At 56.2% G+C, this 13259-nt stretch carries 15 protein-coding genes and 1 pseudogene; 12 read left to right on the top strand and 4 right to left on the bottom strand.

All coding sequences use genetic code 11. The features are described 5' to 3' along the window. From GM79_RS09785 to GM79_RS24255, 4 genes and pseudogenes are all read left to right on the top strand, one after another. Positions 1-696 (top strand): IS5 family transposase (locus GM79_RS09785; RefSeq protein WP_035561153.1); only part of this gene is annotated, 696 nt, incomplete at its 5' end. A gap of 332 nt (positions 697-1028) precedes the next feature. After that, the gene (locus GM79_RS24265) at positions 1029-1301 is read left to right on the top strand and encodes a transposase (RefSeq protein ID WP_051718713.1); all 273 of its coding nucleotides are present in this window, start codon (positions 1029-1031) and stop codon (positions 1299-1301) included. 15 nt (positions 1302-1316) lie between these two features. Further along, positions 1317-1502, top strand: a pseudogene (locus GM79_RS24260) (transposase); the annotation flags it as partial. 36 nt (positions 1503-1538) lie between these two features. Beyond that, positions 1539-1796: a transposase gene (locus GM79_RS24255; protein ID WP_051718711.1), complete on the top strand. Its 258-nt coding sequence runs from the start codon at positions 1539-1541 to the stop codon at positions 1794-1796. A 25-nt stretch (positions 1797-1821) separates the two neighbouring features. Here the strand turns inward: GM79_RS24255 and GM79_RS23745 are convergent, their stop codons facing one another. After that, positions 1822-2871, bottom strand: a complete 1050-nt coding sequence (locus tag GM79_RS23745) for a glycosyltransferase (protein ID WP_072008582.1) — start codon at positions 2869-2871, stop codon at positions 1822-1824. Between the two features lie 147 nt (positions 2872-3018). Next, positions 3019-3906, bottom strand: a complete 888-nt coding sequence (locus tag GM79_RS09765) for a polysaccharide pyruvyl transferase family protein (protein WP_051718710.1) — start codon at positions 3904-3906, stop codon at positions 3019-3021. A 239-nt stretch (positions 3907-4145) separates the two neighbouring features. Here GM79_RS09765 and GM79_RS09760 point away from each other — a divergent pair, with 239 nt between their 5' ends. From GM79_RS09760 to GM79_RS09750, 3 genes are all read left to right on the top strand, one after another. Then, positions 4146-5480 carry a DUF5103 domain-containing protein gene (locus GM79_RS09760; RefSeq protein ID WP_051718709.1) on the top strand — a complete coding sequence of 445 codons (1335 nt, stop codon included), beginning with the start codon at positions 4146-4148 and terminating at the stop codon, positions 5478-5480. Positions 5481-5599: 119 nt separating this feature from the next. Then, the gene (locus GM79_RS09755) at positions 5600-7060 is read left to right on the top strand and encodes a M48 family metalloprotease (protein ID WP_035562961.1); all 1461 of its coding nucleotides are present in this window, start codon (positions 5600-5602) and stop codon (positions 7058-7060) included. Positions 7061-7176: 116 nt separating this feature from the next. Beyond that, entirely contained in the window at positions 7177-8580 is a 1404-nt protein-coding gene (locus GM79_RS09750; RefSeq protein ID WP_081867664.1) for a M48 family metalloprotease, read from the top strand. Between the two features lie 189 nt (positions 8581-8769). On the opposite strand, the gene ychF is transcribed toward GM79_RS09750, so the two are convergent. Both ychF and GM79_RS09740 read right to left on the bottom strand, forming a co-directional pair. Continuing rightward, positions 8770-9870, bottom strand: a complete 1101-nt coding sequence (gene ychF, locus GM79_RS09745; RefSeq protein ID WP_035562959.1) for a redox-regulated ATPase YchF — start codon at positions 9868-9870, stop codon at positions 8770-8772. Positions 9871-10037: 167 nt separating this feature from the next. Beyond that, positions 10038-10406 carry a DUF3276 family protein gene (locus GM79_RS09740; RefSeq protein WP_035562955.1) on the bottom strand — a complete coding sequence of 123 codons (369 nt, stop codon included), beginning with the start codon at positions 10404-10406 and terminating at the stop codon, positions 10038-10040. Positions 10407-10669: 263 nt separating this feature from the next. Here GM79_RS09740 and GM79_RS09735 point away from each other — a divergent pair, with 263 nt between their 5' ends. From GM79_RS09735 to GM79_RS25425, 5 genes are all read left to right on the top strand, one after another. Next, positions 10670-11587: a DUF58 domain-containing protein gene (locus tag GM79_RS09735; protein WP_035562952.1), complete on the top strand. Its 918-nt coding sequence runs from the start codon at positions 10670-10672 to the stop codon at positions 11585-11587. 115 nt (positions 11588-11702) lie between these two features. Continuing rightward, on the top strand, positions 11703-11918 hold the full coding sequence (locus GM79_RS25775; RefSeq protein WP_035562950.1) for a hypothetical protein: 216 nt from the start codon (positions 11703-11705) through the stop codon (positions 11916-11918). 77 nt (positions 11919-11995) lie between these two features. Further along, on the top strand, positions 11996-12193 hold the full coding sequence (locus GM79_RS09725) for a hypothetical protein (protein WP_035562947.1): 198 nt from the start codon (positions 11996-11998) through the stop codon (positions 12191-12193). Between the two features lie 49 nt (positions 12194-12242). Further along, positions 12243-12701, top strand: coding sequence for a hypothetical protein (locus GM79_RS09720; protein ID WP_035562944.1), 459 nt, complete (start codon positions 12243-12245; stop codon positions 12699-12701). 78 nt (positions 12702-12779) lie between these two features. After that, complete coding sequence (locus GM79_RS25425) at positions 12780-12944, top strand: hypothetical protein (protein ID WP_161787153.1); 165 nt, start codon at positions 12780-12782, stop codon at positions 12942-12944. The last annotated feature ends 315 nt before the right edge of the window (positions 12945-13259 follow it).

Raw genomic sequence — 13259 nt, 5'->3', positions numbered from 1 at the left:
TTTTTTGCCATCTACTATATTTTGGTTACGGGGATGCAGTGGAAGGCCTTGCCGCGGTGCTTGGGGGCAACCTCCACGGTCCATGACCGGTTCCAGCAGTGGGCCCAGGCTGGCGTTTTTAAGCGGCTTTGGACCAGCGGCTTGGTGCAGTTACAGGCCGAAGGCCGCCTGGATTGGGACTGGCAGTGTCTGGATGCCTGCCAGACCAAGGCCCCGCTTGGCGGCGAGGCCGTCGGCCCCAACCCGACGGACCGGGGCAAGGGCGGCGTCAAACGCCACGTGCTGACCGAGGCTCAGGGCTTGCCCGTCGGCGTGGCCGTGACCGGAGCCAACGTCCACGAAGTGACGCAAGTACAGGCCGTACTCGATTCGATGCCCGTGCTGCCCCCACCGGCCGAAGGCGATTTCGCCCCCGGTTTCTGCGCCGACAAGGGCTACGACGCCGAGGCCATTCGGCGCCTACTGGCCCAGTGGGGCTACCGGGTGCACATCCTGAGCCGGGGAGAGGAAGCCGACAAATGCCGCACCCCCGGCTACCGCGCCCGTCGCTGGGTCGTCGAGCGCACCCACGCCTGGTTCCACCGTTTCCGCCGCCTGCTCATCCGCTGGGAAAAGAAAGTCGCCAACTACGAAGCCCTCCTCCACCTGGCTTGCGCAAACACCGTCTGGCGACACTCCCTCCTATTTTTCGGATAGGCTCTAAGTCGTGTGTCAAAGTCAAGTTATTGAGGTATTATTAATTGATGTTACGCAGCCATTTTGGTTAACGCGTAGGGCATAGCTTTGAGTCCGCGCAAACAAAATTGGGCTTTGAGGCGAAAATGACCGATGCCTAATTGTCGGACTGTCTTCTCTAACTTGATGTAGGCCAGGATGGAAGAGAAGAAATGATTGGCCTGCGTATCGATGGTTTTCGTAGGCGACTTGCCCATCGACGTATTTTGCTTCAGAGCCTATTAAAATTCATAAGTAGCTGTTAGACAATAAGAAACCAGCCAGGTTTTCCTAATTTCCTCATCCGACCAAAGATGTACGAAACGGACCTGACTGATTTCCAGTGGCAAGTTATGCAAAACGCCTTGCCCGTTGCCCGCCGCCGCAAGTATTCGTTACGCCTCATTCTCAACGCCTTGCTCTATTTAACCAAGAGCGGGTGCCAATGGCGTTTGCTGCCCAACGACTTCCCGCCTTACCCGATTTGCTTTTATTACTTCCGCCGCTGGCAAGCCGATGGACGCTGGGCGCGCCTGAATAAAATGCTAGTCGAACAGGACCGCCAGCAGTCGGCTCCTTCGCGCTAGCCCAGTCCGAGCGTAGCCATCGTGGACGCGCAGTCCATTAAAAGCAGCGAGCGCGGCGTGCTCGCCAAAGGCTTTGACGGCCACAAACAGGTACAGGGCCGCAAGCGCCAACTCGCCGTGGACACGGGTGGTCGGTTGCTGGCCGCCCACGTGGGGCCAGCCAACGAAAACGACCGCATAGGGGGACGGGCGGTGCTGTAAAAACTTCGTCAACAAGGCTTTAAACGGCTGCAACTCGTGCTCACCGACGCCGGCTACGATGGCCGCCCATTGGCTGAGTGGACCCAGGCCAACTGCGGCTGGCGGCTCGAAACAGCCCCCGGCCTGAGCGGCTGCGGCGGCTTTACCTCGCAACCCACCCGCTGGGTCGTCGAGCGCTCCATCAGTTGGTTACAGTGGGACCGACGATTGAGCCGCGACTTCGAATGCGAATCCACCAGCGCTGAGGCCACCTTGTATTTGTCCAGCATTCGACACCTGATTCGTAAATTTTAACAGGCTCTTACGGTTTGCGCGTTGCTTAACTTTTGCTCAATGGCTTGTATTCCGCAACTATCCAGGGAGCGACTACCAAGGATTTGTACAATCTTACAATAGTGGCGTGATTTGAAAATACTGCCCCTAAAAAACTCATGCTTTGTTCTAGACCGGCCCTTGCCGACTTATAATTGTTATTGAATAACGATTTTGGTATTTCAATAAATATACTTTTTGTAATTAGATAAGCGGCCGTAATATAAAGCCATGAAATGCCCATTGCAAAACGGTCATTCTGTTTGCTTAGCAGTAGTTTGTAAGGCATTACGAGACTAAAACCTCTCCCAAACCCTCTTACCATTTTTTTGTAGTAAGGCCAGTTCAAGCGCGGCTTTGTCATGAAATGCTTGAATAACAGCCTTTCGTCGTAGTATATGTGTCCGCCATTTAAAATAATATTATGGCAAAGCTCCACGTCTTCTGAACCATCCAGATTTTTACCCGTTCGGCCTTCACAAACACCCTTGTAACTCTGTTGCCACAGTTTTTCTATACTGGCTTTCCGAAATACCGCGCCCGCAGTGTAAACAAATCCACGTTGGACAGATATCTCACTGGCAACTCCAGGGCGGCCTTGAGGACCTGTTGCATAATTGCTTTTGAATTCCTCAAACCATACTGGAGGCTCTACCTCGCATACTGCCTGCCCTTGCCCACCCAAAGCCGATATGGTCTGATTGCTCATCATCACCTCGTAAGCATTCTCTACGTAACTGGGGCACAACCAATTATCATCGTCACAGTAGAGTATAAACTCGTATTTTGACTTTTTAACTCCTGTTTCACGAGCGGCGGCTGTGCCGGGTATAGGCTCTACGATTACACGTAAAGGTGCTTCGTTACCGTATTTATTCCATTCACTCAGTGCTAGGTCGCGAGTGTTATCGGTTGAACCGTTGTCAACTATTAATACTTCCCAGGGTACGGCAGCATTAAACTCCTGTCTTGCTAGGTGTAAGAGGGTTGTAGGAAGACGGGAACTACTATTATAGCAGCATAGCACAACCGAGACACCATTTAAAGGCAAATTCATTTATCGAAACTACTAAGATGGGGCATTTGCAAGCAGGAATACCAGTAATTACAGGCTGGCACTAATAAACATGTGCTTCAGCATAATACCATATGAATAAAAATATTGGCTCAAGTAAATTTCAAATGTAGCATCACTGTCAAACGACTATTTTATTGCCCACAAATCGAAAGGAAAAGCATCCAATAGTTTCTTGTGGTCAAAATTCTCAATGGGTTCCTGTCCTCCCATTTCTAATGCTTCTTCTATTGAAGTTGCATATTTAATTTCACCCCGACCAGTTCCTGACATGTAGTCGTTGTACTTAAATATTGCCTGGTTATCGGAAACACGCAGATAGCGCGCTGGAATACCATATGCTTCGGCAATAATAATACCGTGCAGTGAGCTTGCAATAATAAAATCAGCCTCCAGAATCTTGGAAATAATTACATTCCAACTACCCATCGGGTTAATTGTATGGGCTGCATCCTGCTTATACAACTTGTCGTAATCGGCGTGGTGGGGAACAACAGAATATTTTGCTTTGCTTACTCGCTTGAATTTATTCGGGAAAATATGGGGCAGCAATAGCGCCGGGTCGCCGTAGATATCGGGTACCTGGATACCCCGAGCTCGCAAAAATTCAGCAGTCAGGTGGCCTCGCACAGCACGTACATCCAACTTTTTGAATTTGCTAATATCCTGTTCGGGACATCCGATAAATCCGGAACCCCACACAACATCATTATCCTCGGCCACTTGTATAATTGACCCGATACCAAGCAAACGGTGCTTTTGGGAGGTTTCTTCTTCCAATGACAACTCCCGCCCAGCTAAAATTCTGGCCACAATCATCTTTGACAGATGGTCTCCAAAATTTTGAGCAAGTGTGTGCTGCGGACGCCAATAATATAATTTGATATGGTCGAAATCCAGCATCACGTCCTTCGTGTGCGGATACATATCGGCATTTTTAATACCGGCAATATTCTCTAAAGCAATTCTTTTTAATTTATTGGCTATTCTGGCCCTAATGTTTATCTTGCTTTTCATATGTAACAATTGAGTTCACGAATGTTGTCAAAGACTTACTTCTGACACCAGCCAGGAAATAAATTCAATTTTCAGGCAAATATACTGTGTTTTAGCTGTACCAAGTAGCTTTAATCAGTTGCAGAACGTTTTTTCTGCTTGGTGGCTGAAGACTTAGGCAACTGCTTCTAAGCGGCAACAGTCCGTTAGGAGGCAAAAAGCTACAGTGACCATTCAGCCCCCGGCCGTACTTTCGCGGCATGCGCTTTCTTGCTTTTACTTCCCTCCTGCTGGCCACTGCCTGCGTGCCGTTGGGCACGCCCATCACCAGCACCAATCCTGCCGCTACCGGTCCGCAAAAGGCGCCGGAGTACTACGCCGACAAAACCCTGCGCTACCAGGACAACACCTACTCGCCCGACGTGCGCAGCGTGCAGTGCTACGTGGCCACGGGCCAGCCCAACGAGGTATTTCAGCCGCCTGTGGTGCCGCTGGGCCGCAGCCAGGCCATCACGCTGGAATTTGATGTACTGGGCGACCAGAGCTTGCGCTACACCGCCAAGCTCCTGCATTGCGACGCCAACTGGCAGCAGTCCGTGCTCACGGACCTGCAGTTTTTGAGCGAGATAAACGAGTTTCTTATCACCGATTACCGCGTGGGCATCAATACCCGCGTGCCCTATTTCCACTACCGGATGCGGGCGCCGGCGGTGAAACTGAGCGGGAATTACCTGCTGGTGGTGCAGAGCGCGGGCGGCGTGCCCGTGGTGTCGCGGCGCCTGGTAGTGTATGAGAACCAGGTGCAGGTGGCCCTGCAGCCGGGCATTGTGGTGGGCGGGGCCGAGCGCTACACTTTGCAGCAGCTCGATTTCAGCATCGCCTACCCCAGCGTGAATTTGGTGAACCCCGCCGCCGAGGTGAAGGTGGTGCTGCGCCAGAACTTTCGCTGGGACAATGCTAAATATAACCTGCGGCCAACTTTTGTGCGCGATGCCGAGCGCCGGCTCGACTATCAGTACTTTGGTTTCGAGAATGCCTTTCCGGGCCTGAGCGAGTACCGGTATTTCGACACCCGCTCGGTGCAGGCCACGGGCATCGGTGTGCTGCGCCTCGACCCGCAGACGACGCCCGTGACCGCCATTTTGCAACCGGAAGCTACGCGCGCCAAGCAGGCCTACAATCAATACCAGGACGCCAACGGCCAGCGTGTATTCGAAAGCCGCGAGTTTGGCCGCGGCGACACCAACGCCGACTACGCCGACGTCATCTTCCAGCTCAAAGCCGAACAGCCGGCGCCCGGGCCCGTGTACGTGCTCGGTGCCCTCACCGACTGGCAGCTCAAAGACGAATTTAAGCTGGCCTACGACGAAGCGAAGCAGCTTTATACCGGCCACGCCCTGCTCAAGCAAGGCTACTACAACTACAGCTTTGCGGTGGGCGGTGCGCGCGGCAGCGTGCCCAATGAGGTCTACTTTGAAGGCAGCCACCAGGAAACCGAAAACCAGTACGACCTGCTGGTGTACTACCGCCCACCGGGCACCCGCGCCGACCTGCTCATCGGCTACCAAACCGTGACCATGAACAACCGCCAGTAAGCGGCAGCAACAACCCACGCCGTGCAGTTGCGTTTGTTAGCGCATACCGGCTGCGGGCAAGCGGCGGATGTTCCGCGCTTTGCTGCTCGCAGACGGCCCACGCTTTTCAAATAGCTCCTATGAATACACGTTTTCAGCTGAGTGTTGGCACCGCGGCCTTGCTGCTGCTGAATGGCTGCGCCACGAATCCCGTCACGGGCAAGAGGCAAATCAGTCTCGTATCTGAAGGCCAGGAAGTGGCTATGGGCGCCCAGTCGGACCCGGCCGTAACGGCCCAGTTCGGCTTGTACGCTGACGCGAAAATTCAAAAGTTTATCGACGAGAAGGGGCAGAAAATGGCGGCTATCTCGCACCGGCCCACCCTGAAATATCAGTTTAAGGTGGTCGATTCGCCGGTGATAAACGCTTTTGCCGTGCCCGGCGGCTACGTGTATTTCACGCGGGGCATCATGGCCCACTTCAACAACGAGGCGCAGTTTGCCGGGGTGCTGGGCCACGAAATTGGCCACGTCACGGCCCGGCATTCGGCCCAGCAGCAAACTAAGGCCATTCTGGGCCAGGTGGGCCTGATGGGCGCCATGATTGCCTCGCCGCAGGTGGCGCAGTTTGGCGAGCAGGCCATGCAGGGCATGCAGCTGCTGTTCCTAAAGTTTGGCCGCGACGACGAGCGCCAGTCCGATGAGCTGGGCGTGGAATACTCGTCTAAAATCGGCTACGACGCCAGCCAGATGGCCGACTTCTTCCAGACCCTGGCCCGCGAGCAGCAGAAAGGGCAGGCCGAAGCCATCCCCGATTTCCTCTCCACCCACCCCAACCCCGAAGACCGCTACAACACGGTGAACCAGCTGGCCGATAAGTGGAAGCAACAAAACGGCAACCCCAAGCTGGCCGTCAACCGCGACGCTTACCTGCGCCTCATCGACGGCATGGTGTACGGCGAAGACCCCAAGCAGGGCTTCGTGGAAAATGACATGTTTTACCACCCCGAGCTGAAGTTCCAACTACCAGTGCCGGCGGGCTGGAAGCACCAGAACACGCCCCAGCAGTTCCAGATGGCCGACCCGGCCGGCAAGGCCTTGCTGGTACTGATGACCGCGCCCGGCAATACGCCGGAGGAAGCGGCCCAAGCCATCGTGCAGCAGCTCAAGCTGCAGCCCGGTACTTCGCAGCGCACCACCATCAACGGCTTTCCAGCAGTAGTTTTTGAGGCCGACCAGGTGCAGCAGGACCAGCAAACCGGGCAGCAGGTAGCCGGAGTGCACATATTGGGGCACATTATTCAGGACGGTAAGACGCTGTATGCCATTCTGGGTGTGGCACCACCGGCCGATTTCCCAAACTACGCCCGCCAGTTCAGCAGCGTGGCCCAGGCCTTCCGGCGCCTCACCGATGCCAGCAAGCTCAACCGCCAGCCCGAGCGCATTCGCATCAAAAAGCTGGCCCTGCGTAGTACGCTTTCCAAAGCTCTCACCAGCAACGGCGTGCCCGAAAAACGATTGGAAGAGCTGGCTATCCTCAACGGCATGCAGCTCAATGAGCAAGTAAATGCCGGCTCGCTGATAAAAGTGGTTGGGAAATAACTGGCATCATGTTGGTTTAAGTGTGCCCGAGCTTGCCCCGTAACCCTGCTTTGGGCAATGCGTTTCAAGCCCAGCCGTCGCAGTTCATGCGGCGCATTCAGCTTTCTTTCTGACCTATGAACTTCTCCTTCCTCCGTACCGGTGCCGCGCTGCTGTTGCCGCTCACGCTCGTCAGCGCCGTGCCCACCAGCCCCACCCAGGGCCCTAAGCCCGACCCCCAGGTGCTGGCTCAGTTCGGGCTCTACAACAACCCCACGCTGCAGCGCCTGATTGACACCAAAGGCCAACAAATGAATAAGGTGTCGGACCGCCCCGGCGACTACGGCTTCACCATCGTCGATTCGCCCGTTATCAACGCCTTCGCCACGCCTGATGGCCACGTGTACTTCACGCGGGGCATTATGGCGCACTTCAACAGCGAGGCGCAGTTCGCCGGCGTGCTGGGCCACGAGTTGGGCCACATCACGGCCAAGCACGGGCAAAGCCAGCAGCGGCGCTCCACGGTGGCAGGCATCGGCCTGCTCCTGGGCTCGATAGTGGCCCCGCGCTTGGCGGAACAGTACGGCGGCATTATTCAGCAAGGTGTGGGCTTGGGCATGCTCAAGTACGGCCGCGACGACGAGCGGGAGTCGGATAAATTGGGCGTGAAATATTCCACTAAAATTGGGTACGACGCCAGCCAGATGGCTGATTTTTTCCAGACCTTGCAGCGCAACGAGCAAGCCAGCGGCGGCGGTAGCGTGCCCGGCTTCCTGTCGTCGCACCCCAACTCGGCCGACCGCTACACCACGGTGAAAAGCCTGGCCGCGCAGGCCAAGCAAAACGCCGGTGGCCGCCAGTTGGCCGTGGGCCGCGATTCTTACCTGCGTATGATTGAGGGCCTGCCCTACGGGGAGGACCCGCGCCAGGGCTACGTGGAAGGCGGCGTATTCTATCACCCCGACCTGAAATTCCGGATGCCTATTCCTTCGGGCTGGAAATCGCAGAATTCGCCTTCGCAGTTCCAGATGGCCGAGCCCAACGGCAAAGCCATGCTGGTGCTGATTCCCGCCGGCGGCAATTCGCTGGACGAAGCCGCCCAGGGCCTGGCCAAAGCCATTGGCTTGCAATCGGCTGATGCCCGACGCACCACGGTCAACGGCTTTCCGGCCGTAGTGATGCAGGGCCAGCAGGCCGCCCAGCAAGACCAGGCCGGCGCCGCCGTGCTGGCCCACGTCATCCAGGACGGCAAAACGTTCTACGGCATCGTAGGCCTCACCGCACCGGCATCGTTTTCTACCTACTCCAACACTTTTGCCCGAGTGGCCCAGGGCTTTGCCCGCCTCACCGAGGCGAGCAAGCTCAACCGCCAGTCGCAGAAAATCCGCATCAAAACCGCCACCGGCAGCCAGACGCTGGCTCAGGCCCTCACCGCCAACGGCGTGCCTACCAGCCGCCACGAAGAACTAGCCATCCTCAACGGCATGCAGCGCACCACGCGGCTGAGCAAAGGCATGTTGTATAAATCGGTGGGGCGTTAACCACTCAAGTATAGAAGCTTAGGTTTCTTTGGTTTGTCATGCGGCGCTTGTCGAAGCATGACAGCTTAAATAGGGTCCGGTTATGTATGCTCCGTTGCTTAACACAAAAGCGCCCCAGCCGGAGTCCGGCTGGGGCGCTTTTGTGTTAAGCAACGGAGCTCAGCATCATCCTGAGCTTTCGCGGCTCACTTAAACGTTAAAGCGGAAGTGCATGATGTCGCCGTCCTGCACCACGTATTCTTTGCCTTCCACGGCCATTTTGCCGGCTTCTTTGATTTTCACTTCGGTCTTGAACTCCTGGTAGTCAGCCAGCTTAATTACCTCGGCGCGGATGAAGCCTTTCTCGAAATCGGAGTGAATGACACCGGCGGCGGCGGGGGCTTTGTCGCCGCGATGCACGGTCCAGGCGCGCACTTCCTGCACGCCGGCGGTGAAGTAAGTAATCAGGTTGAGCAGCTCGTAGCTGGCCCGGATGAGCTTGTTCAGGCCCGACTCGGTGAGGCCGTACTCGCCCAGGAACATTTCCTTTTCTTCGGGGTCTTCCATGTCGGCAATCTGCGCTTCGATGGCAGCAGAAACAAGTACCACCTGGGCACCTTCGGCTTTCACGTGCTCGCGCAGGGCGGTTACGTGGTGGTTGCCGTTGCTGGCAATGCTGGCCTCGTCCACGTTGGCCACGTAAATCACGGGCTTGATGGTGAGCAGCTGCAGGTCGGCTACGGCTTCCAGCTCGTCGGCGGTGGCCACTACGGCGCGGGCGTTCTGGCCGGCTTCCAGCTCGGCTTTGAAGCGCTGCAGGATGGCTACTTCCTTCTTGGCCACGGCATCGCCGGCTTTGGCGCTGCGCTCCGACTTCACCAGCTTCTTATCGATACTCTCCAAATCTTTGATTTGCAGCTCGGTATCGATAACATCTTTGTCGAAAACGGGGTCGACGCCGCCGGCTACGTGCACGATGTTGGGGTCGTCGAAGCAGCGCACCACGTGAATGATGGCGTCGACCTCGCGGATGTTGGCCAGGAATTTATTGCCCAGGCCTTCGCCCTTGCTGGCGCCTTTCACGAGGCCGGCAATGTCCACAAACTCGATGATGGTGGGCAGCACGCGCTTGGGGTTCACGAGGGCTTCCAGAATCTGGAGCCGCTCGTCGGGCACGGTAATCACGCCCACGTTGGGCTCGATGGTGCAGAACGGATAGTTGGCCGATTCGGCCTTGGCGTTCGAAAGCGCGTTGAAAAGAGTGGATTTACCGACGTTCGGCAAGCCGACGATACCGCAGCGGAGGCCCATTTATGTAGGGTTGAGAGTTGAATGTTGAGGGTTGAATTGAGAGCAATTCGGGCGCAAAGGTACGGCTTGCGGCTACGCAAAATGGCGCGAACGGACTATTGCCCATTCGCGCCATCGGAAACGGCTCAGCGAACTAACCGTTCACCACTAATCAGTAACCGCTGCCCTTAGTAGTTTTCTTCGCTCTTGTTGGGGTCGAAGGCAGGGCGCTCGAACTCAGGGCGGGGCCGGTCCCGGTCGTCGAATTCGCGCGGGCGGTCCAGCTCGGCTACTTCTTCAGGGGTCAGCAATTCCTCACGGACGTATTCAACGGCGTCCTGCAGGGCGTCTACAAATTTCAGGAAGTCTTCCTTATAAAGGAAGATTTTGTGCTTTTCGTAGGAAACCGAGTCGTCGCTGTTCTGGCGGCGCTTACTTTCGGTGATGGTCAGGTAGTAATCCTGGCCGCGGGTGGCTTTCACGTCGAAGAAGTACGTGCGCTTGCCGGCTTTTATGCGTTGGGAATAAATTTCTTCCTGGTCGTGACGGTCGTCCACGGGAATTGGGGTGGGGTATGAGTGGGAAATAGAATTGGTCGGTTGATTGAAAGGCCTAACTTACGACTGACGCGGACAACAGGCAAACACCGCTGCAAAGGTGGGGTTACAGAAATAAAGGGGCACGGCCCGTGAAACGACCTACTCAGCCAGTCGCAGCAACTTTCCCGCGCCAGTAGCTGGTTAGCCTTCGTGACCATAATGCGTTAAACAGCGCACCACAACCGTTCTTTATATTTTTAAAGTCCTTCCTGTCTCCCATCATGCCCATCGACCTCGCCGCCATCCGCTCCTTCGAAAACCTCGAATTTTTGGCGCGCCAACTGGTCGATGGCTTCATTACCGGGCTGCACCAGTCGCCATACCACGGGTTTTCGGTGGAGTTTTCGGAGCACCGCCTCTACAACCCCGGCGAAAGCACCCGCCACATCGACTGGAAGGTGTTTGCCCGCACCGACAAGCTGTTTGTGAAGCGCTACGAGGAAGAAACCAACCTGCGCGCCCACATTCTACTCGACGTGAGCCCCAGCATGTACTACCCCGCACCGGGCCACGATAAGCTGAAATTCAGCATTTTGGCTACAGCGGCCCTCACCACGCTACTCACCCGGCAGCGCGACGCCGTGGGCCTCGTCACCTTTGCCGAAAACGTGGAGCTGCAAACGCCGGTGCGTTCCACCAGCACCCACCGCCACACCCTGCTGCTGGCCTTACAGCAGCTGCTGGAGCGCCCGCCCGCCCCCAAAACCGTGCGCGGCACCAACGTGGCCGGCACCATCCACGCCATTGCCCAGCAGATTCCCAAACGCTCACTCGTCATCATTTTCAGCGACATGCTGGGCCGCAGCTCCGCCGAGCAGGAAGCGGCCCTGGCGGCGCTGCAGCACCTCAAGCACCAGCACCACGAGGTGCTGCTGTTCCACGTGCTGGACCGGGCCACGGAGGCCGATTTCGACTTTTCCGAGCGGCCCTACATCTTCGAGGACATCGAAACGGGCCTTGAAATCAAGCTGCAGCCCTCCCAGATAAAAGAGCAGTACCGCGCGGCCATGACGGCCTACGAGCAGGAGCTGGCCCTGCGCTGCGGCCAGCTGCGCATCGATTTCGTGCCCGTGGACGTGCGCGAACCGTTCGAGAAAGTCCTGTATGCCTACCTGGTGAAGCGCGGCAAAGTCCGCTAGGCTTGTTTAGTTGTTAGGTGGTGATGGTCGGTTATTATTGAATGGCCAGCATCTGAATAACGCACCACCGATAACCCAGCTGCCTTTTAACAGTTGTTTGATTTCAATAACCCACATGTCTTTTTTAGAATTCACGTTAGTAATGGTGGGCGCTTTGGTGCTGTTCGCCCCCATCACGGGGTACATTGCCGCGAGCTACGGCCGGTCATTTTGGCGCTGGTACGCGCTGGGCTTGCTCCTGCCGTTCTTCTCCGTGTTTGTGGCCATTTTTGTGGCCATCCGCGCCCGGTGGGCCGAAGAAAAAGCTGACCCCAACCGCCGAAAATACTAACCCGGCGCGGCGCCATTCAGCCCACCGCGTGGCGTAATTTTGCCCCGGCCTGCGTTGCGCGGGCCGCTCTGTTCTATATGATTGAAGTTCTCATTGCCATTCTGGGTCCCCTCTTTTTCATGCCGCTGATGACGGCCTTTATGGCTAATAGCCACGGCCGGTCTTTCTGGCGCTGGTTTGGAGTGGGTTGTGCACTGCCCTACGTTTCCCTGTTCGTAATTATGTTCGTGGTGCATCGCGACAAGAAGCAACTGGCTATGACTGTGCCAGCCTAAACCGACCCGTGGGTCGGCTGTTGTTCGTTATTTCATTTTTCCCCTTTTTATGTACCAAACTCTTCTCCTGCTGCATTCCTGGTCCCGTTGGTTCGTGCTCATTTTCGGTCTTATTGCCGTGTACCGCGCCTACGTGGGCTGGTCGGGGCGCCGCGCCTTTGTGGGGGCCGACAACGGCATGAGCGCTGCTTTTTCCGGCTTTACCTGGCTGCAGGTGCTCATTGGCTTCGGCCTGTATTTCGGCGTCAGCCCCTGGGGCCTGAACGCCATGAAGCAAGCCGGCGCCATGAAAGACCCCACCGCCCGCTTCTTCGGCATGGAGCACGTGGCCGTGATGATACTGGCCGCCATTGTGGCGCAAGTGGGCCGCATTGTAGTCAAAAAAACCAGCGACTCCACGGCCAAGCACAAGCGGGCTTTCCTGTACTTCGGCATTGCCCTGCTACTCATATTACTCATGATTCCGTGGGGCATCTGGAATCCGGCCCGGCCCCTTTTTCGTTTTTAGCTATTACTTTAGTTTCAAAGCCGGACAGTTGCTGCTTAGCAGCAGGGCTGGCCTGCTGCATTACTTATTGCTGAACCCGTGACCACGACGCCCAAACGCTGCTATTCCGTAGAGGACTTTTCCGATTTGATTAATTCAAGCCTACAAAAGCTTGAGCGGCGGAAAGAAGCGCAGCAGCACTACGGCAGCCTGTTGGCCGTGTTGCGCCAGCAGGTAGACTCGTACCGCCAGCGGCGGGCCTAGCAGTAGGCAAGGCCGCCCAGTGGCCCGCTTATCTTGCACCACCACAGCATTCCGACCGGATACCCATCCGGTCGGAATGCTTTTTTTTGGCCGTACTACTCAATACATAATCCCTTTCATCCTTCTCATGCTATGCATGACAGGACCACTTAGGCAGCGGGCGCGCATACCATCTACATTATTATTTATCAACTAATTACCGCATAAACACAAAGCTCGCAAACTGCTATCGGGAGGACTTTCAACCCTACTCAGCTGGGAAGCCATGGAGGAAGCGCGTCAGAAAAAAACCTACCTTCACAGCCAACCCATCCC

The organism is Hymenobacter sp. IS2118 (assembly GCF_000715495.1).
GTDB lineage: Bacteria > Bacteroidota > Bacteroidia > Cytophagales > Hymenobacteraceae > Hymenobacter.
This window is presented reverse-complemented; position numbering and strand designations above follow the sequence as displayed.

What these genes read in the sequence shown, in the direction of transcription:
- GM79_RS24265 (WP_051718713.1), top strand. Translation starts at nt 1,029, where the DNA reads ATGTACGAAACGGACCTGACTGATTTCCAGTGGCAAGTTATGCAAAAC.
- GM79_RS23745 (WP_072008582.1), bottom strand. Translation starts at nt 2,871, where the DNA reads ATGAATTTGCCTTTAAATGGTGTCTCGGTTGTGCTATGCTGCTATAAT.
- GM79_RS09765 (WP_051718710.1), bottom strand. Translation starts at nt 3,906, where the DNA reads ATGAAAAGCAAGATAAACATTAGGGCCAGAATAGCCAATAAATTAAAA.
- GM79_RS09760 (WP_051718709.1), top strand. Translation starts at nt 4,146, where the DNA reads ATGCGCTTTCTTGCTTTTACTTCCCTCCTGCTGGCCACTGCCTGCGTG.
- GM79_RS09755 (WP_035562961.1), top strand. Translation starts at nt 5,600, where the DNA reads ATGAATACACGTTTTCAGCTGAGTGTTGGCACCGCGGCCTTGCTGCTG.
- GM79_RS09750 (WP_081867664.1), top strand. Translation starts at nt 7,177, where the DNA reads ATGAACTTCTCCTTCCTCCGTACCGGTGCCGCGCTGCTGTTGCCGCTC.
- ychF (WP_035562959.1), bottom strand. Translation starts at nt 9,870, where the DNA reads ATGGGCCTCCGCTGCGGTATCGTCGGCTTGCCGAACGTCGGTAAATCC.
- GM79_RS09735 (WP_035562952.1), top strand. Translation starts at nt 10,670, where the DNA reads ATGCCCATCGACCTCGCCGCCATCCGCTCCTTCGAAAACCTCGAATTT.
- GM79_RS25775 (WP_035562950.1), top strand. Translation starts at nt 11,703, where the DNA reads ATGTCTTTTTTAGAATTCACGTTAGTAATGGTGGGCGCTTTGGTGCTG.
- GM79_RS09725 (WP_035562947.1), top strand. Translation starts at nt 11,996, where the DNA reads ATGATTGAAGTTCTCATTGCCATTCTGGGTCCCCTCTTTTTCATGCCG.
- GM79_RS09720 (WP_035562944.1), top strand. Translation starts at nt 12,243, where the DNA reads ATGTACCAAACTCTTCTCCTGCTGCATTCCTGGTCCCGTTGGTTCGTG.